This window comes from Inquilinus limosus (genome assembly GCF_051487185.1).
Lineage (GTDB): Bacteria > Pseudomonadota > Alphaproteobacteria > DSM-16000 > Inquilinaceae > Inquilinus > Inquilinus limosus_F.
In genome coordinates this window covers 56,758-81,684 of sequence record NZ_JAHVDK010000025.1, presented here as the reverse complement: position 1 = coordinate 81,684, position 24,927 = coordinate 56,758, and the positions used below count along the sequence as shown (strand labels likewise).

Genomic DNA, 24,927 nt, shown 5'->3' with positions numbered 1-24,927 from the left:
GTCTGTGGACATTCGGGTGTTTGCAGGGGACCGAGCGGCCGATTTTCAGTCAGGGCCAGTCAAACGAATGTCTACAGGCCCCCAGCATCCGCGGTAAAATTCCCTGGGCATGCTCAGGAGACGGCATGGCGCGCGAGCTGAAGAGCTGGCTCGAAGATCTCGGGCTCGGCCTCTATGCAGAGGCGTTCGCCGAGAATGGCGTCGATTTCGACCTATTGCCTGAGCTCACCAACGAGGATCTGAAAGACCTCGGCATCATCCGCCTGGCTGACCGCAAGCGGCTGCTCAAGGCGATCGCCGATATCGCGCCGGCCGAAAGTTCCGTCCGCAGCGTTGCGACCGCGATGCCGGCGGCCCCCGGGGATCAAGCGGAACGGCGTCAGCTGACAGTGATGTTCTGCGACCTGGTCGGCTCTACGGCCCTCTCGGGCTCTCTCGATCCTGAAGAGCTTCGTGAGATCCTGCGCGCCTACCAGGCGGCCTGCGCCAGCGTCATTGAACGGTACGACGGCCATGTCGCGAAATACATTGGCGACGGCTTGTTGGCCTATTTCGGCATTCCTCGTGCCCATGAGGACGATGCTCAGCGCGCGGTGAGCGCCGGCCTTGGTATCGTCGAGGCGGTAAGGCACCTGAGCGAGCGTCTCGAGCGGGAGATGGGCATCGAGCTTGGCGTCCGCCTTGGTGTCCACACTGGGCTGGTCGTCGCTGGCGCGATGGGCTTCGGCGCGGCGCGCGAGGAGATGGCGATCGTCGGCGAGACCCCGAATATCGCCGCCCGACTACAGGCGCTGGCATCCCCCAATGCTTTGGTGATCAGCCCGAGCACCAAGCAACTGGTTGCCGGGCTTTTTTCGTATGAGGACCTCGGCGTCCATCAGCTGAGGGGCGTCGCAAGGCCGATGCAGATCTGGCGCGTGATCGGTGAACGCCCGACCGAGAGCCGCTTCGAAGCGCTGCATGCCACTGGGTTGGTCCCGTTGGTCGGCCGCGACGCGGAGATAGACCTGCTGATGCGCCGCTGGGAGCAGGCGAAGCAGGGGAAAGGGCAGGTGGTGCTGCTATGCGGCGAACCCGGCATCGGCAAGTCGCGCCTCCCCGAGGCGTTGCGCGAGTGCATTGCCGAGGACCCGCATGTGCGGCTGCGCTGCCAATGCTCGGCGCATTTCACGAACAGCGCGCTGTACCCCTTTGTGCGCCAGCTGGAGCAGGCGGCCGGATTGCTGAGAACCGATCCGCCAGAGGCCAAGTTGGATAAGCTCGAACGAGTGCTGGCCGAGTCTGGACAGGCAGTGCCGGAAGTCGCCTCGTTGTTTGCGGCCCTGCTGTCGATTCCTGTCGGCGGGCGCTACCCGGCGCTCGACCTGACGCCGCAGCGCCTGAAGGAGAAGACGTTGGCGGCGCTCGTCGATCGACTGCTGGGTCTTGCCGCGCGGCAGCCCGTGCTGTTCGTGGTCGAGGACGCGCATTGGATCGATCCATCGAGCGACGAGCTGATCTCGGCTTCGATTGATCGCCTGCAGGATGCTCGCGTCCTGATGGTGGTGACCTGTCGGCCGGATTACACGCCATCGTGGAGCCGTCGCACACATGTAACCGTGCTGATGCTGAACCGGCTGAGCAGAACGCAGGCGGCGACCATGGTCGGCAAGTTGACTGCCGCCACGACCCTGCCGCCGGAGACCATCGACCAGATCGTTGCGAAAGCGGACGGCGTGCCGCTGTTTGTCGAGGAGCTGACCAAGGCCGTACTGGAATCCGGCTTCTCGGCCGTTCGCGCAGGCGGTCTTGTCCGTGATGGCCCGCCACAGTTGTCCGTTCCGGCAACGCTGCAGGACACGCTGATGGCACGGCTCGACCGGACGGCTGCGACGAAGGAGGTCGCGCAAACCGCGTCGGTGCTGGGCCGGGAGTTCAGCGAGGCTCTGTTGGCGGAGGTCTCGTCACTGGATGGAGAAATATTGACCCGGGCTCTGGACGAGCTCGTGCAGGCAGGACTGATATTCCGCCGAGGCTCGCCGCCTCAGACACATTATGTCTTCAAGCACGCGCTGGTGCAGGACGCCGCTTACGAGACCTTGTTGGTGAGCGTCCGGCAGCAACTGCATGCGCGGACTGCCGAAGCGCTGGAGCAGGAATTCGCGGAGATCACGGAGGAGCAGCCTGAGCTGCTTGCGCATCACTATGAGGCCGCAGGACTGTGGGAGCGTGCGATTGCCTATTGGCAGCGCGCTGGTGCGAGAGCGAGCGAGCGTTCCAACTACGTCGAGGCAGAACACCATTTGACTCGGGCTGTCGCGCTGATGCCCGAACTGCCGGACGATCGGCGAAAGCATGCCGAGCTCGGCCTGCAGATGTCTCTGGGCGCAGTATACCGGGCAATCCGTGGGTCAGGGTCATCGCAGACCGAGGGGGCCTACAGGCGCGCCCGGGTGCTCTGCGAGCAGGTCGGCGACGCCGATCGGCTGCTGGAGGTGGTTTATGGTCAGTTCATCTGCGCTTTCAACCGACCGAAGCTGCACGACGCCGAAGGCTACGCGACGGAATTCCTGGAGATCGCGCAGCGTGGTCGCAATGCCTCAGCGCTAACGGTGGCGTACCAGCTGATCGGGGGCACGGCCTTCCTGCTGGGCGATCTCGTGCGCAGCCGCAGGTTTCTGGAAGAGTGTCTTCGTGTCGATGGTGGCGACCGAACGCTTGTCGATCTGTACTCGCACCGACAGTACCCTACCTTCGCGTTGACATATCTCGCCTGGGCGCTGTTCGCGCTGGGCTATCCGGAGCAGGCGCATGCCCGTGCCGGGGAAGCGATAGCGGCTTCCGAAGGCATGCCCGCGTTTCTCTACGCAATGGCGCTCGGAAATGGCTGCTATCTGCACCACTTCTGTGGCGACTGCGCGGCCGTGGAGGCGAATGTCGAGGCGCTGCTTGGCCTCGCTGCGGAAAAGGGCATCGTCGTCTTCCATGAGGTCGCGCGCGTGTTTCAAGGCTGGACGCGCGCCCGTCGGGGTGCGGTGGACGACGGCATAGAATTGATGCGCGACGCGCTGGCAAAGCTTGCTGCGACGGAACAGAAGGTCGAGCAGCCCTACACGATTTCGATCCTGGCTGAGACCTATCTTCGGGCGGGACGATGGCCGGAGGCGCAGGAACAGCTCGACGAGGCGTTGCGCCTGGTGCAGGCCACTGACGAGTGTTGGTACGAAGCAGAGCTGCATCGACTTGCGGGCGAGGTCGCGCTTGCCCAGGGCGACATGGTGAGCGCCGAGGCGCAGTTCGATCGCGCCCTTACGGTTGCCAGGGCGCAATCGGCGCGCATGTGGGAGCTGCGCGCGGCGAAGAGGCTGGCCCGCCTCCGGCGCGAAGCAGGCAAGATTACTGAGGCCCGCGCGCTGCTCGCGCCGGTTATCGACGCCTTCACTGAGGGATTCGAGACCGCCGACCTGCTAGATGGGAAGGCCCTGCTCAACGAGTTGGCGTAGAGACGGGCACAGGGCCGCAGCCTCTTCCCTCCGCCTCCCGCCCGGGGTACAACCCGCGCCCTTCAGCCCCGTCCGACCGGATCCGGGGCTTTTCGGCGTTGGAGCGGAGGGGAAGATGGCGGTCTGCGGCCTGGATTTCGGCACCTCGAACTCGACCCTCGGCATCGTCGACTCCGGAGGCGCGCGGCTGCTGCCACTGGAGGGCGCGGCGACGACGCTGCCCAGCGCGATCTGGTTCGACATGGTCGGCGGCGTCCCGCGCTTCGGCCGCTCGGCGATCGACTCCTATGTCGACAGCCTGGAAGGCCGGTTGATGCGGTCGATCAAATCCGTGCTCGGCACGCCCTTGATCGAGGAGGAGACCTGGGTCGGGCGCGAGCGCATCGGCTTCAAGCAGGTGATCGCCATGTTCCTGGCCGAGATGAAGGCGCGGGCCGAGGCGGCCTGCGGCCATGCGCTGGAGCGGGTGGTGCATGGCCGGCCGGTGCATTTCGTCGACGACGACCCGGCTGGCGACAGCAAAGCCCAGGACACGCTGCAGGCGATCGCGCGCGAGGCGGGGTTCTCCGAGGTGTCCTTCGAATACGAGCCGATCGCCGCCGCCCGTACCTACGAAGCCGGGCTGGGGCGGGAGGAGGTGGCGCTGATCGTCGATATCGGCGGCGGCACCTCCGACGTCTCGATCGTCCGACTCGGGCCGCAGCGCAGGGACCTGCCGGACCGCGCGGCGGACATCCTGGCCAATGACGGCATCCGGCTGGGCGGCACCGATGTCGACCGGCTGTTCAGCCTGGCCACGGTGATGCCGGCGCTCGGCCTGGGTGCGAAGATGAAGCGCCCGGGCGCGGTGACGCCCAGCCGCTATTTCCACATGCTGGCGACCTGGAGCCGGATCAACGCCCTTTACGCCCCCAAGGTGGTGGCGGAGGTGCGCCAGGTGCGGCGGGAATCGCGCGAGCCGCAGAAGATCGACCGGCTGCTGCGGGTGCTGGAGGGCAATCTCGGCCACAGCCTGGCGCTGCGGGTCGAGGCGGCGAAGATCGCGCTCGGCGAGCGTGACCCGACGGTGATCGACCTGCGCCTGGTCGAACCCAAACTGGGGCTGCGCGCGGGCCGGGCGGCGCTGGATGCGGCGATCCGCGACGCGGTCGGCCGGCTGTCGGCGCTGATCCGCCGCTGCATCCAGGCGGCCGGCCTCACGCCTGACCGGCTCGACGCCGTGTTCCTGACCGGCGGGTCGGCCTTGCTGCCGGCCTTCCGCGCCGCCGCGCTGGCCGAGGCACCGGCCGCCCGGGTGGTGGAGGGGGACAGTTTCGGTGCGGTCGGCGTCGGCCTGGCGATCGAGGCGCAGCGCCGCTACGGGCCGTAGGGGCCGGTGGCGGGAGACGGCCTCTCACGCACCGGTCTGCTCCGGCAGCATCCGGTCCAGCGTGCCGTCGCGCCGGATCGCCACATGCCAGACCGCGGCGGCGACATGCAGCACGACGAGGGCGTAAAGCGCCCATTGCCCGACCGCATGTACCGTGCTGCCGATCCGCCAGATCGCATCGGTCGCCGGCGTCAGCAGCGGCACGTCGAACAGGTTGAAATACGGGATGGCACGCCCGCGGCCGGCGGACATCAGATAGCCGCTGATCGGCATCGCCAGCAGCACGAGGTAGAGCAGCCAATGGCTGGCCGTGGCGGCCGCGGCCTCCCAGGCCGCCCATCGCGCCGAAGGGGGCGGCGGATGGATCGCCCGCCACGCCAGCCGCACGGCGGTCAGGGCCAGGATCGTCAGCCCGACCGATTTGTGCAGCATGATGACGGTGGCGCGCGAGGCATCGCCGTTCGGCAGGCTCTCCATCACCCAGGCCAGGACCAGGACGGCGAGGATCAGCAGGGCCGAGACCCAGTGCAGCCACTGCGCGGTCGCGGTGTAGCGCCGGGAGGCCTCGCGGGGGGCGGCGGTCATCACGTCCGTGGTCATTCGTGACCTTTCTGCATCGATGGAGACGCTGCGGTGGGCGCCGTTGTCAGGGGCTTGGCGCGGCCGGCGAGCCGTCGGGCCGCGTGCTCCAACCCACGGCAGGCGACGTAGAAGACGGGCGTGAAGACCAGGCCGAAGGCGGTCACGCCGGCCATCCCGAAGAACACCACCACGCCGAGCGACTGGCGCATTTCCGCCCCAGCGCCTGTGGCCATCACCAACGGCACCACGCCGAGGATGAAGGCGAGGGAGGTCATCACGATCGGGCGCAGGCGGACGCGCGCGGCGTCGATCGCCGCCTCGAAGCGGTCGGCGCCGGCGGCCTCGGCCTGCCGCGCGAATTCTACGATCAGGATGGCGTTCTTGGCGGCGAGGCCGATCAGCACCACGAAACCGATCTGCGCCAGGATGTTCACGTCCATGGCGGAGGCGAGAAGCCCGGTCAGCGCCGCCAGCAGGCACATCGGCACGATCAGGATCACCGACAGCGGCAGGGTCCAGCTCTCGTACAGGGCGGCGAGCAGCAGGAACACGAACACCGCCGAGGCCGCGAAGACGAGGAGGGCGCTGGTGCCGGCCAGCCGCTCCTGCAACGCGACCTCGGTCCATTCGAAGCCGTAGCCGTCGGGCAGCGTCTCGGCCGCGATCTGTTCCATCCGGTCGAGGGCGGTGCCGGTCGACACGCCCGCGGCCGGCGCGCCCTGCACCTCGGCCGCGGGATAGAGGTTGTATCGCGGGATGCGGTATGGACCGGTCCGCTCCTCGAAGGTCGCGACCGAGCCGATCGGGACCATGGCGCCGGATTCGCTGCGGGTCTTCAGCGCCTCGAGCGCCGCCGAGTCCTGGCGGAACCGGCTGTCCGCCTGCGCCCGGACCTGGAAGGTGCGGCCGAGCAGGTTGAAGTCGTTCACATAGGCCGAGCCGAGATAGATCTCGAGCGTCTCGAACACGCGGCTGGCGGGCACGCCCAGCATCTCGGTCTTCACCCGGTCGATGTCGGCGTAGAGCTTCGGCGTGGCAGTGTTGAAGGGCGAGAAGACGTTGGCGAATTCGGGCGACTGGCCGGCCGCGGCGACCACCTGCCGGACGGCGGCTTCCAGCTCCTCCGCCGTGCCGCCGATGCGGTCCTCGATCATCATCTTGAAGCCGCCGGTGTTACCCATGCCGCGGACCGAGGGTGGTTTGATCGGCACGACCCGGGCCTCGGGGACGTCGGCTAACTGCATCGTCAGAGCGGCGATGATCCGGTCGACGTCGAGGCCGCGCTCTGTCCGCTCCTCATAGGGATCCAGGATCGCGAAGACGACGCCGCTGTTCGAGGCGTTGGTGAAGGTGGCGCCGTCGACGCCGGCGATCGCGACCGTATGGGCGACGCCGTCGGTCGCCGCCAGCCGGTCGGACACGGCCTTCATCACAGCGTCGGTGCGGGCCAGGGCGGCGCCGGGCGGCAGCTGGACCGCCGTCAGGAAATAGCCCTGGTCCATCACCGGGATGAAGCCGGTCGGCGCCCGGCTGAACTGCCAGCCGGTCAGGCCGAGCAGACCGGCATAGGCGACGAGGACCAGGAGGCCGACGCGCAGCAGCCGCCGGGTCAGCCCGCCATAGCCAAGGGACAGCCGGTCGAAACCGGCGTTGAAACCGCGGGCGCCGGCGGCGAGCCCGCGCAGCAGGATGTTGCGGGGCATGGCCGCGTGGTCGCCATGCGGCCGCAGCAGCAGGGCGCAGAGCGCGGGGCTGAGCGTCAGCGACACGAAGGCGGAGATCGCCGTCGCCGCGGCGATCGTCACCGCGAACTGGCGGAAGAACCGGCCGGAGATGCCGGCCATCATCGCGGCCGGGACGAACACCGCGCACAGCACCAGGGCGATGGCGATCAGCGCCCCGCTGATCTCGTCCATCGAGCGGTGCGCCGCCTCCTTCGGCGACAGCCCGGCGCGCAGATGCCGCTCGACGTTCTCGACCACGACGATCGCATCGTCGACGACGATGCCGATGGCCAGGACCAGCCCCAGGAGGGAGAGGTTGTTGAGCGAGTAGCCGAGCCCCGCCATGACGGCGAAGGTGCCGACCAGCGAGATCGGGATGGCCAGGATCGGGATGATGGCCGCGCGCCAGCTGTGTAGGAACAGGATCACCACCAGCACGACCAGCGCGATCGCTTCGAATATGGCCTTGTAGACCTCGCTGACGGATTCGGCGATGAACCGGGTCGGGTTGAACGGGATGGCGTATTCGACCCCGGCCGGTAGGTTCCGGCCCAGCTCCGCCATCGCCGCGGCCACGCGGTCGGCTGTCTCCAGCGCGTTCGAGCCGGGCTGCTGAAAGATCTGGATCGGCTGCGAGCCGCGCCCGTCGAAATAGGCCGAGCCGCGGAAGCTCTGCGCCGTCAGCTCGACCCGGGCGATGTCCCGGATCCGGGTGACGCGGCCATCGGCGTCGGTCTTGACGATGATGGCCTCGAACTGGGCCGGATCGGACAAGCGCCCCAGCGTATCGACATTGAGCTCAAAGGCGCCGTCGGATGACACCGGCGGCTGGTTCACGACCCCGGCGGCGACCTGGACGTTCTGGGCCCGCAGCGCCGCGAGAACCTCTCCGGCCGTCAGGCTGCGGGCGGCGACCGCGTCCGGGTCGAGCCACACCTGGATGGCGTAGTCGCGGGCCGTGGGCAGGCGCACATCCCCGACGCCCTCGACGCGCAGCAGCGCGTCGCGGATCTGCAGGGTGGCGTAGTTGGAGAGGTAGAGAGGCGAGCGCGAGCCGTCCGGCGAGAACAGCTGGATCACCATCAGGATGTCCGGCGAGGCCTTCCGGACGGTCACGCCGAGGCGGCGGACATCCTCCGGCAGCCGCGGCTCCGCGACCGCCACTCGGTTCTGCACCAGCACCTGCGCCTCGTCGAGATCGGTGCCCAGCGCAAAGGTGACGGTGATGGTGAGCTGGCCGTCGCCCGTGGCCTGCGAGGACATGTACAGCATGTTCTCGACGCCGTTGATCTCCTGCTCGATCGGGACGGCCACGGTGCTGCTGACGACCTCGGCCGAGGCGCCCGGATACTGGGCGCGGACCACCACGGTCGGCGGCGTGATCTCGGGATACTGCGCCAATGGCAGCATGACGTAGCCGGCGATCCCGACCAGGACGACGAGGACCGAGAGAACCGTCGCCAGGATCGGCCGCTCGATGCAGAGATGGGCCAGGCGCATGATCGGCCCCGCGTCAGTTGATCATCGCCGCCGCAGCCGGCGCGATCTCGCCGGCCTCCGGCACCACCTTCTGGCCGGCTCGGGCGCGCAGCAGGCCGTTGATGACCACCCGGTCCTCCGGCTGCAGCCCGCTCTCGACCACGCGCAGGCCGCCCGGCTGCCGCGGCCCGAGCCGGACCGGGACGGCGCGCAGCGTGTCGTCGTCCTCCCCCACGGTCAGGACGATGCGGCTCGCCTGATCGGTCAGCAGCGCCGCTTCGGGGATGAGCAGGGCGTCGTGCGCGCCGGACGAGGCCAGGCGCAGGCGGCCGAACTGCCCGGGTGTGATGAAGAAGTCCGCATTCGCCAGCACCGCGCGGGCGCGGATCGTGCCGGCGCCCGTCTCGAGCCGGTTGTCGACGAAGCTCATCGTGCCGCGATAGGGCCAGCCGTCGTCGTCGTGCAGGCGGGCCTCGATCGGCACGCCCTTGTCCCGGATCGGCCGCAACTCTCCCGACTTGACCGCCCGCTCATAGGCGACGAAGTCGCGCTCGCTCATGTCGAAGACGAAATAGATCGGGTCGAGGGCGACGACGGTGGTCAGCAGGGTGCCGCTGTCCGACACCAGGCTGCCGGGGTCGACCCGCCGGTTCGACACGCGTCCGCTGATCGGGGCGCGGATCTCGGTGAACTCCAGGTCGAGCTGCGCGCGCGTCAACCCTGCCTGGGCGAGCTCGAAGGCCGCATCGGCCGCCTGCTTCTGTTGCCGGCGCTGGTCGAGCGTGGCGCGGGAGACCGCGGAGGTGCCGACCAGTTGCTCGGCCCGGCGGAGCTCCAGATCGGCGAGGTCGCGCTGCGCCCGGGCGCTGGACAACTGCGCCTGCGCTTCGGCGACCGCGGCCTGATAGGGGCGGGGATCGATCGTGAACAGGACCTGGCCGGCCTGGACGATCTGGCCGTCATCGAAGTTGATCGAATGCAGATAGCCCGAGACCCGCGCCCGGATCTCCACGCTGGCGGTGGGCTCGAAACGGCCGGCATATTCCCGCTGATCGACGATCCGCCGGACCAGCGGCTGGGACACGATCACGGTGGGGGCCGGCCGCGCCGCCGCCTGACCGGTCGCCGCGGTGCTCCGCGACGCCTGCCATCCCAGCCCTGCCAGCCCCCCGATCAGGGCCAGTGCGACAACTCCCGCCAACGTCCGAGTGACCGGGCGTCCCATGTCTGCGCTCCTATGGCGTCGAGCCGATGGGCGGAGAAAGCCCCGCCTTCCCGATACCGCCGCAGCTTGCCGGCCGGATGTCTCAGAACTGTGTCGGGGCGGATCGGGAATTGTCGCGAAATATCTCAGGATTGCTGCATTGCACAATTCGATACGAGGGCCGGGGCCCAGGCCGGTTGCGCCGCACCCGGCATCCTGAATCTTGCCGCACTGTCCGGCCACGCTGCTATGTAGATCCGCCCGCCATCCGATGACGTGAGCGCCGCCCGATGAGCCGTACCCGGCCGCTTCTGCCCATGCTCGCCGTTCTCGCCACCGCGGCCTGCGGCACGGGCGTCAGCACGCCCCGGCCGGGAAGCGTGGCCGAGCCGGCCCCGCCGGCGCCCGCCGCGCCGGTCACGGCCCCGGCCTCCGAAGCCGCCGCTGCGCCGCTGTGCCGGCCGCTGTCCTTCGAGGCGGTCGACTACACCGTCTGCGAGATCGACCTGCGCCGCTACCGGCTCGGCTTGTTCTGGCAGGACCGGAACAGCCAGCCCTACGGCTCGCTCTACGCCTTCAAGCGGGCGATGACGGCCGCGGGCGACCCGCCGCGGGTGGCGATGAACGCCGGCATGTACCACTCGGACCTGTCGCCGGTCGGGCTCTTCGTCTCCGGCGGGCAGGAGCTGCATCCGGCCAATCTGGCGGATGGCGACGGCAACTTCTTCATGAAGCCGAACGGCGTCTTCTACGCCGGTGACGACGGCGCCGGCATCCTGGAGACCGAGGCTTATCTGCGGCGGGCCCCGGCCGCCCGGATCGCCACCCAGTCCGGCCCGATGCTGGTGATCGACGGCGCCCTGCACCCGCTGTTCAGCGAGGACGGCACGTCGCGCAAGATCCGCAACGGCGTCGGCGTGCGCGACGGCCACACCGTGGTCTTCGCCATCTCGCGCGATGGGGTCAGCTTCGGCAGCTTCGCCCGGCTGTTCCGCGACGCGCTGGGCTGCCGCAACGCGCTCTATCTCGACGGCTCGATCTCGGCCCTGTCGGCGCCGGACGGGCTGTCGGTCGGCTGGGGCATCCGGGTCGGCCCGATCCTCGCCGTGTTCGACCGCGCCGCGCCAGTGAGCTAGCTGCTTGGTTAGTGACGCCGTGCATCGGTGACGATATCCTGAGGTCACCATGACACGGCCATGGCCCCATCGCAGTCGCCGATCGCGCAAGCAGGAGCTGATGCTGCTGTGCGCCCGCATCGGTTACAACCCGCCGCGCGCCTGACCTGCATGGGGCCGCCGCGGGACGCGGCCCCGATTCCGCCCCTTCAGATCGGATTCACGCGAGGTCGCGTCATGAACAGCTTTGCCGCCAGCCGCTCCACCGCCGAGTGGAAGGCGATCGACACCGCCCATCACCTGCATCCCTTCACCGACTACAAGTCGCTCGCCAGCGAGGGCGGCAGCCGCATCATCACCCGCGCCGAGGGCGTCTGGCTGTGGGATTCCGAAGGCCGCCAGATGGTCGACGGCATGGCCGGGCTGTGGTGCGTCAATGTCGGCTACGGCCGCAAGGAGCTGGCCGACGTCGCCCATGAGCAGATGCTCGAGCTGCCCTTCTACAACACCTTCTTCAAGACCACGACGCCGGCCGCGGCCGAGCTGTCGGCCAAGCTGGCGGAGATCACGCCCGCCGGCCTCAACCACGTCTTCTACGCCAACAGCGGGTCGGAGGCGAACGACACCATCGTCCGCATGGTCCGGCACTACTGGGACCTGAAGGGCAAGCACCGCAAGAAGGCGATCATCGGCCGGCAATACGGCTATCACGGCTCGACCATGACCGCCGTGTCGCTCTGCGGCATGGGGGCGATGCACCGCCAGGCCGACCTGCCGTTCCCGGGCTTCCACCACGTCATGGCGCCCTACTGGTACGACAACGGCGGCGACCTCGAGCCGGAGGCCTTCGGCAAGCTCGCCGCCAAGGCGGTAGAGGATCGGATCAAGGAGCTCGGCGCCGACAGCGTCGCCGCGGTGATCGCCGAGCCGATCCAAGGCGCCGGCGGCGTTATCGTCCCGCCGGCGAGCTACTTCCCCGAGCTGCAGCGCATCTGCCGGGAATACGACGTGCTGCTGATCGCCGACGAGGTGATCTGCGGCTTCGGCCGCACCGGCGAGTGGTTCGGCTCCGACCTGTTCGGCATCAAGCCGGACCTGATGACGCTGGCCAAGGGCATCACCTCGGGCTACCTGCCGCTCTCCGCCGTCATGGTCGGCGACACCGTGGCCGAGACACTGATCGAGAAGGGCGGCGAGTTCTACCACGGCTTCACCTATTCCGGTCACCCGGTGGCCTGCGCCGTGGCGCTGGCCAACATCCGGATCCTGGAGCGGGAGCGGCTGGTCGAGCGCACCCGGACCGATATCGGCCCCTATTTCCAGGACCGGCTGCGCGAGGCCTTCGCCGAACATCCGATCGTCGGCGAGGTGCGCGGCGTCGGCCTGATCGCCGGCATCGAGCTGGTTCAGGACAAGACCACCCGCCGCCGCTTCCCCAATTACGGCGCGGTCGGCACCACCTGCCGCAACCACTGCTTCGACAACGACCTGGTGATGCGCGCGGTGCGCGACACGATGGTGCTGGCGCCGCCGCTGGTGATCTCGCGCGACGAGGTCGACGAGCTGGTGCGGCGGGCCAAAATCGCGATCGACGCCACGGCCCGGGACGTCGGCAGGATGTGAAGGCGGGGCGGCCGTGATGCGGCCGCCCTTCTTCATTGCGGACGGGGTTGCAAATGTCACGAACCCAGGGCACAGGAGGGCGGTTCGAGCGCCGCCTTGTGCACTGCGCCATCGCCGAGATTGACAGGGTTCACGGCGCCGGGTTGCATGAATCAGAAGGGGAGCCGGCTCGACGGGTCTCGACCAGATCACAGACAGGGAATGGTGACATGAAACGTTTCGTGCAAAGCCTTCTCGCGAGCGCGGCGCTGTGCGCCGCCGCGGCGCCGGCGCTGGCCCAGGAGAAGGTCGTCAACATCTACAATTGGTCGGACTATATCGGCGAGACCACGCTCGACGACTTCGCCAAGGCGACCGGCATCAAGACGGTCTACGACACCTATGACAACAACGAGGTGCTGGAGGCCAAGCTGCTGACCGGCAACTCCGGCTACGACCTGGTGGTGCCGACGGCCCAGCCCTTCCTGTCCCGGCAGATCAAGGCCGGGGTCTATGCTGAGCTCGACCGCTCCAAGATCCCGAACTGGAAGAACCTCGATCCGGAGCTGCTGAAGCTGGTCGAGGGCGCCGACCCGGGCAACAAGCACGCCATCATCTATCAATGGGGCACGGTCGGCATCGGCTACAATGTCGACCAGGTGAAGAAGCGCCTGGGCGACGTGCCGCTGGACAGCTGGGACCTGGTGTTCAAGCCGGAGAATGCCAGGAAGCTGGCGGATTGCGGCATCACCATGCTGGACAGCCCGACCGACATCCTGCCGGTGGTGCTGAACTACCTGAAGCTCGACCCGAACAGCGAGAAGCCGGAGGATCTGAAGGCCGCCGAGGAGGCGGTGATGAAGTTCCGCCCGCAGCTGAAGTACATGCACTCCTCGCAGTACATCAACGATCTGGCGGGCGGCAATATCTGCGTCGCGATCGGCTGGTCGGGCGACGTCAACATCGCTAAGGCCCGGGCCGAGGAGGCGAAGAACAACGTCAACATCGACTACATCATCCCCAAGGAAGGGACGCTGATCTGGTTCGACATGATGGCCATGCCGAAGGACGCGCCCCATCCGGAGGAGGCCTACGCCTTCATCAATTACATTCTCGACCCGAAGGTGATGGCCGGCATCGACGACTATGTCGGCTATGCCAACGCGGTGAAGGGCAGCCGGGAGCTGATGGACCCGGAGATCGCCAACAACCCGAACGTCTTCCCGCCGGAGGACGTGATGAAGCGCCTGTTCGCGATCAAGGAGGCGTCTTCCAGCTATGAACGGCTGCGCACGCGCGCCTGGACGCGCATCCGCACCGGCAAGTAGCCAAGGGCGGCCGCCGCATCCGGACAGGGGCGGCGGCCGCTTCTCGAGGGAGACAGGGGGCCGGGACGGGGATGGGCCAAGCCAAGCCGAAGCAGCAGACCGCGCCGCAGCCATGGCGCAATCCGGACGAGAAGCCCTACGTCCGGATCGAGAAGGTGACCAAGAAATTCGGCGACTTCACCGCCGTCGACGACGTCAGCCTGTCGATCTATCGCGGCGAGTTCTTCGCCCTCCTGGGCGGGTCGGGCTGCGGCAAGACCACGCTGTTGCGCATGATGGCGGGGTTCGAGCGGCCGACCGAGGGCAAGATCTACATCGACGGCGTCGACATGACCGCCGTGCCGCCCTATGAGCGGCCGGTCAACATGATGTTCCAGTCCTATGCCCTGTTCCCGCACATGACCGTGGAACAGAACGTCGCCTTCGGCCTGCGCCAGGACCGGGTGCCGGCCGCCGAGATCAGGACCCGCGTCGCCGAGGTGCTAGACCTGGTCCAGCTCGGCCGCTTCGCCAAGCGCAAGCCGCACCAGCTGTCGGGCGGCCAGCGCCAGCGCGTCGCCCTGGCGCGCAGCCTGGTCAAGCGGCCGAAGCTGCTGCTGCTGGACGAGCCGCTCGGCGCGCTCGACAAGAAGCTGCGCGAGCAGACCCAGTTCGAGCTGGTGAACATCCAGGAGAAGGTCGGCATCACCTTCGTGGTCGTGACCCACGACCAGGAGGAGGCGATGACGATGTCCAGCCGGATCGCGGTGATGAACTCCGGCTACATCTCCCAGCTCGGCACCCCGGCGGAGATCTACGAATACCCGCAGTCAAAATTCGTCGCCGACTTCATCGGCTCGGTGAACCTGTTCGAGGGCCGGGTGGCCGAGGACCATCCGGAGCACGTCATCATCGACAGCCCGGAGGCCGGCTGTCGGCTCCATGTCAGCCATGGCCTGCCGGTGCCGGTCGGCACTCAGGTCTGGGTCGCGGTGCGACCGGAGAAGATCGCGATCTCGAAGCAGCGCGGCGACGGCGCCTATAACGGCACCGCCGGCGTGGTCAAGGAGATCGCCTATCTCGGCAACCTCTCGATCTATCTGATCGCGCTGCCGAACGGGAAGACGGTGCGGGTGACGGCGCCGAACGTCTCGCGCCTGACCGAGATGCCGATCACCTGGGAGGACGAGGTCTGGTTGTCCTGGCAGCCCTTCGCCGGCGTGGTGCTGACGCAATGACCGCGGTGACGGCGAGCGAGACGGCGGAAGGCGCGGCGCCGCGGGTCGCGGCAGGGCCGTCGATCCTGCGGCGGCTGGGCGGCCGGCTCGGCCGCACCCTCGTGGTCGCCATCCCCTATACCTGGCTGTTCCTGTTCTTCCTGATCCCCTTCGTCATCGTCCTGAAGATCGCCTTCGCCGACAAGGTGATCGGGATGCCGCCCTACACGGCGCTGCTCGACTGGGTCGACGAGACCCATCTCGGCATCACGCTCAGCCTCGGCAACTTCCAGTTCCTGCTGGACGACCCGCTCTACGTCACCGCCTATCTCAGCTCGGTGAAGATCGCCGCGATCTCGACGCTGCTGAGCCTCTTGATCGGCTATCCGATGGCCTATGCCATCGCCCGGTCGGGCCAGCAGTGGCGGGTGCCGCTGCTGATGCTGGTGATCCTGCCGTTCTGGACCTCGTTCCTGATCCGGGTCTATGCCTGGATCGGCATCCTCCAGAGCCAGGGGCTGCTCAACAACCTGCTGCTCTGGCTCGGCATCATCGACCAGCCGCTGGAGATCCTGCACACCGACATCGCCGTCTATATCGGCATCGTCTATTCCTACCTGCCCTTCATGATCCTGCCGCTCTACGCGACGCTGGAGAAGCTGGACGTCACCTTGCTCGAGGCGGCGGAGGATCTAGGCTGCCGGCCGTGGAAGGCGTTCCTGCTGATCACCCTGCCGCTGTCGATGCCCGGCATCATCGCCGGCTCGCTGCTGGTGTTCATCCCGGCGGTCGGCGAATACGTCATCCCCGAGCTGCTCGGCGGCATCGACACGCTGATGATCGGCAAGGTGCTGTCGAACGAGTTCTTCCAGAACACCGATTGGCCGGTCGCCTCGGCGGTCGCGATCGTGCTGCTGCTGGTTCTGGTGATCCCGATCATGGTCTTCCAGTACGTCCAGGCGAAACAGCAGGAGGCGGAGCGGTGAGGCGGCCCTGGTTCCTGTTCAGCGCCCTGGTGTTCGGCTACGCCTTCCTCTACGTGCCGATCATCCTGTTGATGATCTACTCCTTCAACGACAGCCGCCTGGTCACGATCTGGGGCGGCTTCTCCACCAAGTGGTACGGCACGCTGCTGGAGAACGCCCAGATGCTGGATGCGGCGCGGCGGTCGCTGGAGATCGCCGCGATCGCCGCCACCGTCGCCTGCGTGTTCGGCACGGTGGCCGGGCTGGTGCTGGCCCGCTTCGGCCGGTTCCGAGGCCGCACACTCTTCTCCGGCATGGTCACGGCGCCGCTGGTGATGCCGGAGGTGATCACCGGCCTGTCGATGCTGCTGCTGTTCGTGGCCATGGAAGGGCTGCTTGGCTTCCCGCAGGGCCGCGGCATGCTGACGATCACCATCGCCCATATCACCTTCTGCCTGGCCTATGTCGCGGTGATCGTGCAGTCGCGCCTGGTCAGCCTCGACGAATCGATCGAGGAGGCGGCGATGGACCTGGGCGCCCGGCCGCTGACCGTGTTCTTCTGGATCACCCTGCCGATCATCTCGCCGGCGGTGATCGCCGGCTGGCTCCTGTCCTTCACCCTGTCGCTGGACACGCTGGTGATCACCAGCTTCGTCTCCGGCCCCGGCTCGACCACGCTGCCGGTCTATATCTTCTCCAAGGTGAAGCTCGGCGTGACGCCGGAGATCAACGCGCTGGCCACCATCATCGTAGTGATCGTCACCATCGGCGTGGTCGTCGCCGGCGGCCTCTTGGTGCGGCATGAAAAGAAGCGGCGGCGGGACGAGCAGCTGGCCTTCGCCGCAGGAAGCTGAGGCCGGGGCGAACCGAAACGGCGTTTCCTTGCGAATTTCCGCGGCGCCGCGCAGCACTCTGAGTCATGCGCGGCGCGCATGCGGCCCACGGCGCCGGCCGCTGAGCAAAAATCGCCAGAGATCGACTATATCTATGGCGTTCGAAAACAATGCATGAGTTTCTTATGTCGTTTCTGTCGATCTTTGGAACCATTCGTCTGGCCCCGTTCGGGCGCCATCTGGCGAAGGGGGAAAAGTCGATCTCTCGGCGCCGCATTTGATTGTCGCGCTGTCGTCATAGTCCTTTGGGACGACCGGTTTCTCGGGCCCGGCCATACGGTCGGGCCCGTTCCATGTCGGGGGACCGCAAACCGGCTCTTTCATCCGAACGCAGCGGGCGCTAGCCTCTGGCGCTTGAGCGAGAACCACTGCGGAACCCTATTGTGACCGTCCCTGCATCCCTCGGCTATGTCATGCCCGCGGAATGGGAGCGCCACAGCCGGTGCTGGATGGCGTGGCCGTGCCGCGAGGAGGTCTGGGGCGAGCACATGGACGCCGCCCGCACCGCCTATGCCGACGTCGCCCGGGCCATCGCCGATTTCGAGCCGGTGACGATGGTCTGCAACCCGGCGGATGTGGCCGAGGCGTCGCTGACGCTCGGAAACGGCACCCCGATCGACGTGGTGTCGATGGAGATCGACGACAGCTGGCTGCGCGATTCGGGCCCGACCTTCCTGCTCGACCGCAACGGCCATCTCGCCGGCGCGCATTGGCGCTTCAACGCCTGGGGCCAGAAGTACCAGCCCTACAGCCGCGATGCCGTGGTCGCCAAGAGGATCCTGAAGCATGTCGGCGCCCGCCGCTTCCGCGCACCCTTCGTGCTCGAGGGCGGCGCCATTCATGTCGACGGCGAAGGGACGGTGCTGACCACAGAACAGTGCCTGCTCAACCCGAATCGCAACCCGGACGTGACCAAGGCCCAGGTCGAGCAGAACCTGCGTGACTGGCTCGGCGTCTCCACCGTGATCTGGCTGCCGGAGGGGCTGGAGGACGACGAGACCGACGGCCATATCGACGAGATCGCCTGTTTCGTGCGGCCGGGCGTGGTGCTGGCGCTGTCGACCGACAACAAGAGCGACGGGAATTTCGACGTGCTTCAGACCAATCTCGACATCCTGCGCTCGGCCAGGGACGCCAAGGGCCGGCCGCTGCAGGTGATCGAGGTGCCGCAGCCGGCGCGGCAGGAGCACAGGGGCAAGCGGCTGAGCCTGTCCTACATCAACTTCTATATCGCCAATGGCGGGGTGGTGATGCCGGCCTTCGACGTGGCCGAGGACGAGCGCGCCTTCCGCATCATCCGCGACGCCTTCCCGAACCGCCGCGTCGTCCAGGTCCACGCCCGCGACATCTTCCTCGGCGGCGGCGGCATCCACTGCATCACCCAGCAGCAGCCGGCGCCCTGACCGGGGCGTCGGCAAAGGCCGTCATTGCGAGGAGGCGAAGCCGACGAAGCAATCCAGGGGCCACGCAAACGGCCCTGGATTGCTTCGCTGCGCTCGCAATGACGAGATAGGTCAGGCTGTCGCCAGCCGAGGGCTGCGGACCGCGTCCAGGCTCCAGGCCCCGCCGCCGGCGGCGGCGAAGTACAGGAAGACGAAGCTGTACAGCGCCGCCAGCTCGCCGTTGTTGAGGATCGGGAAGAAGCTCTGCGAGGCGTGGGCCATGAAGTAGGCCACTGCCATCTCGCCGGACAGGATGAAGGCGACCGGGCGGGTGAACAGCCCGATCAGCAGCAGCACGCCGCCGACGATCTCCAGCACGCCGGCCAGCCCGATCAGCGAGAACAGCTCCAGCCCGTCGAAGAACGGCACATGCGGAAAGCCGAACAGCTTGGCGAGGCCGTGCTGCAGGAAGAACAGGGCGGTGGCGATGCGCAGAATGCTGAGCACGCGCGGCGCCCACGTTTGGTCGAGCTGCTCGTTCAGATCGGCCATGATGATCTCCAGAATCGTGAAGAGGGAAGGCGCCGCGGTGCGGGGCTCCGGCGGCGCTATGAATAAGTTGTTTCGGTGCGGCACCGTCAAGCGCCGGTCCGACAACAATCCGTCGCGCCGACTGAGACAATCGTCCGGCGTGCTCAGTAGCCGACGGTGAAACGCCGCCGGATATGGGCCGGTTTTTCCAGCTCGTCGATCATGGCGATCGCGTAGTCCTCCTGACTGATCCGGCTCTGCCCGTCCGCGCTGACCAGAAGCTGGTCGCCGCCCAGCCGGAACTTGCCGGTGCGCTCGCCCGGCGCGATGACGGCCGAGGGCGACAGGAAGGTCCACTCCAGCTCGGTCTCGCCGCGCAGCAGATTGAGGAAGTCGCGGCCCTTGGACGCCTCCTCCTTGTAGATCGCCGGGAACTCCGGCGTGTCGACCAGTTGCACGCCCGGCGCGACCTCGAGGCTGCCGGCGCCGCCGACCACGAGGTAGCGCTTGACCCCGGAGGCCTTGACCGCGCGCAGCAGCAGGGCGGGGTCGGAGGCGGTGAAATGCACCGCGCTGATTGCCGCGTCGTGCACGGCCAGCAGCTTGGCCAGGCCGTCGGCGTCGAACACGTCGCCGCGCTTGGCGGTCAGCTTTGGACGCTGCGGCAGCTTCTCGGGGTTGCGGACGATGCCGGTGACCTCGTGGCCGCGGTTCAGCGCTTCGGCCAGGATCTTGGAGCCGACATTGCCGGTGGCGCCGATCAGGGCGAGCTTCGCCATGGAATTCTCCGAACTTGGTTACGAATAGGTACCGGCGGCAAGTTCGGCATTCCCGCCAAATGGCGCAAGAAGGGTGTTGAAAGTAACCGAGGCACTGGCGAATGACCGGCCGCGCGCGTTCCTGGGCCTAGAACCGCTTGTACCAGACGCGCTTCGGCCCGGTGTCGAGATGGACGAAATCGGAGCGCCAATAGAGGCCGAGGCCGCCGCTGGCAACGGCGCGGGCATGGTTCGCCAGGAACACCATGCCGTAGCCCTGCACCGACAGGTCTACCGCCTTGCCCTGCATGTGCAGGCTGTTCCGGGCGGCGCCTTCGGGGCGCAGCTTCTCGTTGGTTTCGGGGGTGCGGTAGCCGGAATGCAGGTTGATCGTCACCCGCCGGCCCCTGGCGACCTGGTAGCGCCGGGACATCAACCACAGCAGGTCGAAGACGCCCGGATCCATGTCGGTCGCCTTGTCGACATGGTGGTCGCGCAGCAGCCAGTTCAGCCGCTGCCGGGCGTCGGTCACATAGGCACCGTCGACGGCGTAGACGTCGTCGAAGCGCTCGTCGGTGTGCGGGTTGTAGAGCTTGAGGCGCCGCTCGCCCATCCGGTCGGTGGCCGGGGCGGCCGCGGCGCAGAAGGGGAGAGCGGCGAGCCCGAGCAGGACCCGCCGCCGTGTCGTCGGTCGGCTGGGGTCAGCCGACATCCTTGAGGCTGTTGATGATCTTGCCGACGAGGCCGTACTCCTTCGCCTCCTCGGCCGACATCCAGTAGTTGCGGTCGGTGTCGCGCTCGACCTTGTCCAGCGGCTGGCCGGTCTCGCGGGCGATGATCTCGTTCAGGCGCCGGCGCATCTTGATGATCTCGCGCGCCTCGATGTCGATATCGACCGCCCGGCCGCCGGCCCCGCCCATCGGCTGATGCAGCAGGAACCGGGTGTTCGGCAGGCAGAGCCGGTTCTCCTTCTTCGCCGCCAGGTAGATATGGGCGCCGGCGCTGGCCACCCAGCCGGTGCCGATCGCCTGCACCGGCGTGCCGATGAAGCGGATCATGTCGTGGATGGTGTCGCCGGCCTCGACATGGCCGCCCGGCGAGTTGATCACCAGCCGGATCGGCTTCTTCTCATCCTCGGCGGCGAGCGCCAGCAGCTGCGCGCTGATCCCCTGCGCCAGCTTCATGTTGATTTCACCGAACAGCAGCACCGTCCGGTTCTTGAAGAGGATGTTGCCGATCTGTGGGCCGAGCTCCTCCTTCTTCTCCTTCTCGGGGCGCTCTTCCTCTTCTTCCTCCTCCTCGTCGTCGAGACGCGGCGGGAACGGGCGGTCGACCATGGGGGATCCTGTTCACTCAAGAGATCTGTCTGACCTGCAAGAGGTAGCGTGCCGGCCCCCGCTTCGCAACCTGCGCCTTCCGGTGACGGCCGCGAAGAGGGGGCGGGAGGCGGCTGACGCCTACGACTTGAGCCGGGTCCAGACCCGGTCGCGCAGCTCGACCGCCGCCGCGGAGCAGTTCTTGTTCGGGTTCAGCCGGCCCAGCATCTCCTGCGGCGTGTTCACCGCCGGGTCGTCGCGCAGCTTCGCGTCCATGAACTCGGCCGCGCCCTTGATGGCGCTGTTGTAGCCGGTGAAGTTGCTGGCGGCGGCGATGGTCTCGGGCTTCATCATCCAGTCGATGAAGATCTTCGCGTTCTCGACGTTCCGCGCGCCCTTGGGCACGGCGAAGTTGTCGTTCCAGAAGTTGATGCCCTCCTTCGGATAGACATAGGCGACGGTCGGCTTGCCCTCCTTGGTGCGGTGCGCGGCGCCGTTCCACTGCATATGCGCCACCACCTCGCCGGCGATCATGCGCTCGATCGTGCCGTCGGAGTTGTACAGGGCGACGGCGGGTTTCTGCGCCTCCAGCAGCTTGAAGATCTTGCCGGCGTCCTCGTTGTTCTCGGTGCAGAAGTCGACGCCGAGATACATCGCCGCGGCCTTGTACACCTCGACCGGGTCGTTCAGCATCGCCAGCCTGCCCTTGAACGGCCCCTCCGGGTTGAAGACGGTCCACCAGCTGTCGTCGACCTTGCCGCCCTCGACCTTGGCGGTGTCGTAGCTGAAGCCGGTGGTGCCCCACATGTACGGCGCGGAGTATTTCCGCTCCGGGTCGTACCAGGGCTTGTCGTGCGGCGAGCCGACATTCTTGAAGTTCGCCATCTGCCCGGCGTCGATCTCCTGCAGCAGGCCTTCCCGGATCATGATGTCGACCATGTAGTCGGACGGCACCACGACATCGTAGCCGGCGGCGCCGGCCTGCAGCTTGGCCAGCAGAGTCTCGTTCGAATCATAGACGTCGAGCGTGACCTTGATCCCGGTCTCCTTCTCGAACTTCGCCAGCAGCTCCGGCGGGTAGTAGTTCGACCAGTTGTAGAAATAGAGCTCGCCGGCGGCCTGCGCGGCCGACGCCGCGGTCAGCGCCCCGGCCGCCGCGGCCGCCGCGAGAAGAAGCCGTCTTGCAGTTCCCATTCTCGAACCTCCTCTGTTGTCGTCGGATTGTGCTGTGGTGCCCGGCCGACGCCCGGGCGATGATCCGACCGCTCAGGACTTCAGGCGGGTCCAGACCCGGTCGCGCAGCTCGACCGCGGCGGGGGAGCAGTTCTTGGCCGGCCGCAGCCGGCTGGCATAGTCCGGCGGCATGGCGATCGCCGGATCCTCGCTCAGCGCCTTGTCCATGAAGGCCTCGGAGCCCTTGATCGCGTTCATGTAGGTGGTGAAGTTGGAGGCGGCGCCGATGTTCTCCGGCTTCAGCATCCAGGCGATGAAGGTCTTGGCGTTCTCGGGATTTTTCGCGCCCTTCGGCACCACCAGATTGTCGGCCCAGAGGTTCAGGCCTTCCTTCGGATAGACGAAGACGGCGCTCGGCCGCTGCAGCTTGGTGCGGTGTGCCGCGCCGTTCCACTGCATGTGGGCGACCACCTCGCCCGCGGCCATGCGCTCGACCGAGCCGTCGGAGTTGTAGACGGAGACCGCCGGCTTCTGCGCCTCCAGCAGCTTGTAGATTCTCCCGGCGTCCTCGCTGCTTTCGGTGCAGCGGTCGATGCCGAGATAGAAGGCGGCGGCGGTGAACACCTCGACCGAGTCGTTCATCATCGCCAGGCTTCCCTTGAACGGGCCGTCCGGGTTGAAGATCGACCACCAGCTGTCGTCGACCGGGCCCTGGACCTTGGCGCTGTCATAGGTGAAGCCGGTGGTGCCCCACATGTACGGCGCCGAGTACTTCCGCTCCGGGTCGTACCAGGGCTTGTCGTGCGGCGCGATGACGTTGCCGAAGCCCGGCATGGCGGCCGCGTCGATCTCCTGCAGCAGGCCCTCCTTGACCATGATGTCGACCATGTAGTCGGAGGGCACCACCACGTCGTAGCTGGCGCCGCCGGCCTGCAGCTTGGCCAGCATGGTCTCGTTCGAATCATAGACGTCGAGCGTGACCTTGATGCCGGTCTCGGCCTCGAACTTCTTCAGGAGATCGGGCGAGGTGTAGTTGGTCCAGTTGAACAGGAACAGGTCGCCGGCCGCGCGGGCGGCGGGGCCGGTCAGGAGGGCAGCCGCGACGACGGCGGCGGCCAGGACATGATGGCGGATCGGAATTTCGGCCTCCCTTGTTTCAGCTCCGCGCCCGTCCAACCACCCAGGACAGGGCGACGAAGACGATCGAGATCAGCAGCATCAGCGCCGAGATGGCGTTGACCTCCGGCGTCACGCCGATGCGGATCATGCCGTAGATGTAGATCGGCAGGGTGGTCGCCCCGGCACCGGCGACGAAGAAGGTGATGACGAAATCGTCGAGCGAGATGATGAAGGCCAGCATCAGCCCGGACAGGATGCCCGGCCACAGCAGCGGCAGCGTCACCCGGCGGAAGGCCCGCCAGGGCGTGGCGTAGAGGTCGGAAGCGGCCTCGCCCAGGCTCGCATCCATCCCCTCCAGCCGCGCCCGGATCGGCAGATAGGCGAAGGGGATGCAGAAGACGATATGGGCCAGGATGATGGTGAACAGGCCGAGCGGCAGGGCGATCGCGGTGAAGAACAGCAGCGTCGCCACCGCCGTCACCACCTCCGGCACCACCAGCGGCAGGGCGATCAGGGCGCTGACCGCGGTCTGGCCGCGGAAGCGCCGCCGCGCCATGCCGATCGCGGCCGGCACTGCCATCACCGTCGCGACCACCGCGGCGACGGCGGCGACGATCAGCGAGTTCCGCGCTGCCCGCAGGATGTCCGGATTGCCCAGCACCACGCCGAACCAGCGGGTGCTGAAGCCTTCCCAGATTGTCGCCGAGCTGCCGGCGTTGAAGGCCAGCACCAGCAGCACCGCGATCGGCACGTAGAGATAGGCGAAGAAGGCCCAGGCGGTGGCGCGGACGCCGGGGAAGCGGCGCAGATTGGCGCTCATTTCGCCACCTGCGGGGCGCGGCGGAAGCGGATCAGGTACAGCATCATCGCCAGCAGCACCACGGCCAGCAGGGCGAAGGACAGGGCGGCCCCGAACGGCCAGTTGCGGGAGGAGCCGAACTGGTTCTGGATCAGGTTGCCGATCATCATCGATTTCGACCCGCCCAGCAGGTCCGGCGTCACATAGGCGCCGAGGCAGGGGATGAACACCAGGATGGCGCCGGCGGCGATGCCCGGCATGGCCAGCGGGATGACGATCCGGCGCAGCGCCCGCCATTTGTCGGCGCCCAGGTCGTAGGCGGCCTCGACCAGCCGGAAATCCAGCTTCTCCAGGCTGGAATAGATCGGCAGCACCATGAAGGGCAGGAAGGAGTAGGTGAGGCCGATGGCGATCGCCGTCTCGGTGTACATCAGGTTCAGCGACCCGGTGGTCAGCCCCAGCCCCTGCAGCGCCGAATCGATCAGCCCGCCGGAGCGCAGCATCAGGATCCAGGCGTAGTTGCGCACCAGCAGGTTGGTCCAGAACGGGATGGTGACCAGGAAGATCAGCAGGTTGCGCCGCGGCGGCGGCTGCATCGCCATGTGCAGCGCGGTCGGGAAGCCGATCAGCACGCACAGCACGGTGGTCAGCAGCGACAGCCAGACCGAGCGCAGCAGGATCTGGGCATAGGCCGGGTTCCAGATCAGGCTGTCGTCGAAGTCGCGCTCATACAGGAAGCGGACATAGGCGTCGGTGGAGAAGGTGTTCCACTGCACCCCGCCGAACTGGCCGCGCTCGGCGACCGAGACGACCGCCATGATCGCCAGCGGGACGATGAAGAAGATCAGGATGAAGCCGACCGGAACCCCGATCAGCCCGGTGATCTGCAGCCGGCTCTGACGCATCATCG

At 67.4% G+C, this 24,927-nt stretch carries 20 protein-coding genes; 9 read left to right on the top strand and 11 right to left on the bottom strand.

Features of this window, described 5'->3' with window-relative positions:
• Positions 1 to 125: 125 nt before the first annotated feature.
• Positions 126 to 3,482 carry an adenylate/guanylate cyclase domain-containing protein gene (locus tag KXR53_RS25525; RefSeq protein ID WP_437378117.1) on the top strand — a complete coding sequence of 1,119 codons (3,357 nt, stop codon included), beginning with the start codon at positions 126 to 128 and terminating at the stop codon, positions 3,480 to 3,482.
• A 115-nt stretch (positions 3,483 to 3,597) separates the two neighbouring features.
• Positions 3,598 to 4,851 carry an Hsp70 family protein gene (locus tag KXR53_RS25520; RefSeq protein ID WP_437378116.1) on the top strand — a complete coding sequence of 418 codons (1,254 nt, stop codon included), beginning with the start codon at positions 3,598 to 3,600 and terminating at the stop codon, positions 4,849 to 4,851.
• 24 nt (positions 4,852 to 4,875) lie between these two features.
• On the opposite strand, the gene KXR53_RS25515 is transcribed toward KXR53_RS25520, so the two are convergent.
• From KXR53_RS25515 to KXR53_RS25505, 3 genes are read right to left on the bottom strand one after another with little or no spacing between them, the layout of a single operon-like run.
• Positions 4,876 to 5,451: a cytochrome b gene (locus KXR53_RS25515; RefSeq protein WP_437378115.1), complete on the bottom strand. Its 576-nt coding sequence runs from the start codon at positions 5,449 to 5,451 to the stop codon at positions 4,876 to 4,878.
• Positions 5,448 to 8,657 (bottom strand): efflux RND transporter permease subunit, encoded by a 3,210-nt coding sequence (locus KXR53_RS25510; protein WP_437378114.1) that lies wholly within the window; start codon positions 8,655 to 8,657, stop codon positions 5,448 to 5,450. The genes KXR53_RS25515 and KXR53_RS25510 overlap by 4 nt, the downstream gene beginning before the upstream one ends.
• Positions 8,658 to 8,670: 13 nt before the next feature.
• Complete coding sequence (locus tag KXR53_RS25505; RefSeq protein WP_437378113.1) at positions 8,671 to 9,861, bottom strand: efflux RND transporter periplasmic adaptor subunit; 1,191 nt, start codon at positions 9,859 to 9,861, stop codon at positions 8,671 to 8,673.
• Between the two features lie 269 nt (positions 9,862 to 10,130).
• On the opposite strand from KXR53_RS25505, the gene KXR53_RS25500 reads away from it, so the two are divergent.
• From KXR53_RS25500 to KXR53_RS25470, 7 genes are all read left to right on the top strand, one after another.
• Positions 10,131 to 10,976: a phosphodiester glycosidase family protein gene (locus KXR53_RS25500; RefSeq protein WP_437378112.1), complete on the top strand. Its 846-nt coding sequence runs from the start codon at positions 10,131 to 10,133 to the stop codon at positions 10,974 to 10,976.
• A gap of 216 nt (positions 10,977 to 11,192) precedes the next feature.
• The gene (locus KXR53_RS25495) at positions 11,193 to 12,578 is read left to right on the top strand and encodes an aspartate aminotransferase family protein (protein WP_437378111.1); all 1,386 of its coding nucleotides are present in this window, start codon (positions 11,193 to 11,195) and stop codon (positions 12,576 to 12,578) included.
• A 209-nt stretch (positions 12,579 to 12,787) separates the two neighbouring features.
• Positions 12,788 to 13,885: a polyamine ABC transporter substrate-binding protein gene (locus tag KXR53_RS25490; RefSeq protein WP_437378110.1), complete on the top strand. Its 1,098-nt coding sequence runs from the start codon at positions 12,788 to 12,790 to the stop codon at positions 13,883 to 13,885.
• Positions 13,886 to 13,956: 71 nt separating this feature from the next.
• Positions 13,957 to 15,102 carry an ABC transporter ATP-binding protein gene (locus tag KXR53_RS25485; protein ID WP_437378109.1) on the top strand — a complete coding sequence of 382 codons (1,146 nt, stop codon included), beginning with the start codon at positions 13,957 to 13,959 and terminating at the stop codon, positions 15,100 to 15,102.
• A complete protein-coding gene (locus tag KXR53_RS25480) occupies positions 15,099 to 16,067 on the top strand; it encodes an ABC transporter permease subunit (protein ID WP_437378108.1) in 969 nt (322 codons plus the stop codon). The genes KXR53_RS25485 and KXR53_RS25480 overlap by 4 nt, the downstream gene beginning before the upstream one ends.
• Positions 16,064 to 16,900, top strand: coding sequence for an ABC transporter permease subunit (locus tag KXR53_RS25475; RefSeq protein WP_437378107.1), 837 nt, complete (start codon positions 16,064 to 16,066; stop codon positions 16,898 to 16,900). Before KXR53_RS25480 ends, KXR53_RS25475 begins: the two co-directional genes overlap by 4 nt.
• Before the next feature lie 422 nt (positions 16,901 to 17,322).
• The gene (locus KXR53_RS25470; RefSeq protein ID WP_437378106.1) at positions 17,323 to 18,342 is read left to right on the top strand and encodes an agmatine deiminase family protein; all 1,020 of its coding nucleotides are present in this window, start codon (positions 17,323 to 17,325) and stop codon (positions 18,340 to 18,342) included.
• Between the two features lie 111 nt (positions 18,343 to 18,453).
• Here the strand turns inward: KXR53_RS25470 and KXR53_RS25465 are convergent, their stop codons facing one another.
• From KXR53_RS25465 to KXR53_RS25430, 8 genes are all read right to left on the bottom strand, one after another.
• The gene (locus KXR53_RS25465; RefSeq protein WP_437378105.1) at positions 18,454 to 18,873 is read right to left on the bottom strand and encodes a DoxX family protein; all 420 of its coding nucleotides are present in this window, start codon (positions 18,871 to 18,873) and stop codon (positions 18,454 to 18,456) included.
• Positions 18,874 to 19,016: 143 nt separating this feature from the next.
• Positions 19,017 to 19,631: an NAD(P)-dependent oxidoreductase gene (locus KXR53_RS25460; protein WP_437378104.1), complete on the bottom strand. Its 615-nt coding sequence runs from the start codon at positions 19,629 to 19,631 to the stop codon at positions 19,017 to 19,019.
• A gap of 127 nt (positions 19,632 to 19,758) precedes the next feature.
• Positions 19,759 to 20,322 carry a YcbK family protein gene (locus KXR53_RS25455; protein WP_437378103.1) on the bottom strand — a complete coding sequence of 188 codons (564 nt, stop codon included), beginning with the start codon at positions 20,320 to 20,322 and terminating at the stop codon, positions 19,759 to 19,761.
• A complete protein-coding gene (locus tag KXR53_RS25450; RefSeq protein WP_437378102.1) occupies positions 20,312 to 20,947 on the bottom strand; it encodes an ATP-dependent Clp protease proteolytic subunit in 636 nt (211 codons plus the stop codon). Before KXR53_RS25450 ends, KXR53_RS25455 begins: the two co-directional genes overlap by 11 nt.
• Before the next feature lie 120 nt (positions 20,948 to 21,067).
• On the bottom strand, positions 21,068 to 22,120 hold the full coding sequence (locus KXR53_RS25445; protein WP_437378101.1) for an extracellular solute-binding protein: 1,053 nt from the start codon (positions 22,118 to 22,120) through the stop codon (positions 21,068 to 21,070).
• Positions 22,121 to 22,192: 72 nt separating this feature from the next.
• Positions 22,193 to 23,275 (bottom strand): extracellular solute-binding protein, encoded by a 1,083-nt coding sequence (locus KXR53_RS25440; protein ID WP_437378100.1) that lies wholly within the window; start codon positions 23,273 to 23,275, stop codon positions 22,193 to 22,195.
• The gene (locus KXR53_RS25435; protein ID WP_437378099.1) at positions 23,256 to 24,038 is read right to left on the bottom strand and encodes an ABC transporter permease; all 783 of its coding nucleotides are present in this window, start codon (positions 24,036 to 24,038) and stop codon (positions 23,256 to 23,258) included. The genes KXR53_RS25440 and KXR53_RS25435 overlap by 20 nt, the downstream gene beginning before the upstream one ends.
• Complete coding sequence (locus tag KXR53_RS25430) at positions 24,035 to 24,925, bottom strand: ABC transporter permease (protein ID WP_437378098.1); 891 nt, start codon at positions 24,923 to 24,925, stop codon at positions 24,035 to 24,037. Before KXR53_RS25430 ends, KXR53_RS25435 begins: the two co-directional genes overlap by 4 nt.
• Positions 24,926 to 24,927 lie beyond the last annotated feature (2 nt).

Bases quoted from the DNA above. Each gene is read 5' to 3' on its own strand.
- KXR53_RS25525 (WP_437378117.1), top strand. From the start codon at position 126: ATGGCGCGCGAGCTGAAGAGCTGGCTCGAAGATCTCGGGCTCGGCCTC.
- KXR53_RS25520 (WP_437378116.1), top strand. From the start codon at position 3,598: ATGGCGGTCTGCGGCCTGGATTTCGGCACCTCGAACTCGACCCTCGGC.
- KXR53_RS25515 (WP_437378115.1), bottom strand. From the start codon at position 5,451: ATGACCACGGACGTGATGACCGCCGCCCCCCGCGAGGCCTCCCGGCGC.
- KXR53_RS25510 (WP_437378114.1), bottom strand. From the start codon at position 8,657: ATGCGCCTGGCCCATCTCTGCATCGAGCGGCCGATCCTGGCGACGGTT.
- KXR53_RS25505 (WP_437378113.1), bottom strand. From the start codon at position 9,861: ATGGGACGCCCGGTCACTCGGACGTTGGCGGGAGTTGTCGCACTGGCC.
- KXR53_RS25500 (WP_437378112.1), top strand. From the start codon at position 10,131: ATGAGCCGTACCCGGCCGCTTCTGCCCATGCTCGCCGTTCTCGCCACC.
- KXR53_RS25495 (WP_437378111.1), top strand. From the start codon at position 11,193: ATGAACAGCTTTGCCGCCAGCCGCTCCACCGCCGAGTGGAAGGCGATC.
- KXR53_RS25490 (WP_437378110.1), top strand. From the start codon at position 12,788: ATGAAACGTTTCGTGCAAAGCCTTCTCGCGAGCGCGGCGCTGTGCGCC.
- KXR53_RS25485 (WP_437378109.1), top strand. From the start codon at position 13,957: ATGGGCCAAGCCAAGCCGAAGCAGCAGACCGCGCCGCAGCCATGGCGC.
- KXR53_RS25480 (WP_437378108.1), top strand. From the start codon at position 15,099: ATGACCGCGGTGACGGCGAGCGAGACGGCGGAAGGCGCGGCGCCGCGG.
- KXR53_RS25465 (WP_437378105.1), bottom strand. From the start codon at position 18,873: ATGGCCGATCTGAACGAGCAGCTCGACCAAACGTGGGCGCCGCGCGTG.
- KXR53_RS25460 (WP_437378104.1), bottom strand. From the start codon at position 19,631: ATGGCGAAGCTCGCCCTGATCGGCGCCACCGGCAATGTCGGCTCCAAG.
- KXR53_RS25455 (WP_437378103.1), bottom strand. From the start codon at position 20,322: ATGTCGGCTGACCCCAGCCGACCGACGACACGGCGGCGGGTCCTGCTC.
- KXR53_RS25450 (WP_437378102.1), bottom strand. From the start codon at position 20,947: ATGGTCGACCGCCCGTTCCCGCCGCGTCTCGACGACGAGGAGGAGGAA.
- KXR53_RS25445 (WP_437378101.1), bottom strand. From the start codon at position 22,120: ATGGGAACTGCAAGACGGCTTCTTCTCGCGGCGGCCGCGGCGGCCGGG.
- KXR53_RS25435 (WP_437378099.1), bottom strand. From the start codon at position 24,038: ATGAGCGCCAATCTGCGCCGCTTCCCCGGCGTCCGCGCCACCGCCTGG.
- KXR53_RS25430 (WP_437378098.1), bottom strand. From the start codon at position 24,925: ATGATGCGTCAGAGCCGGCTGCAGATCACCGGGCTGATCGGGGTTCCG.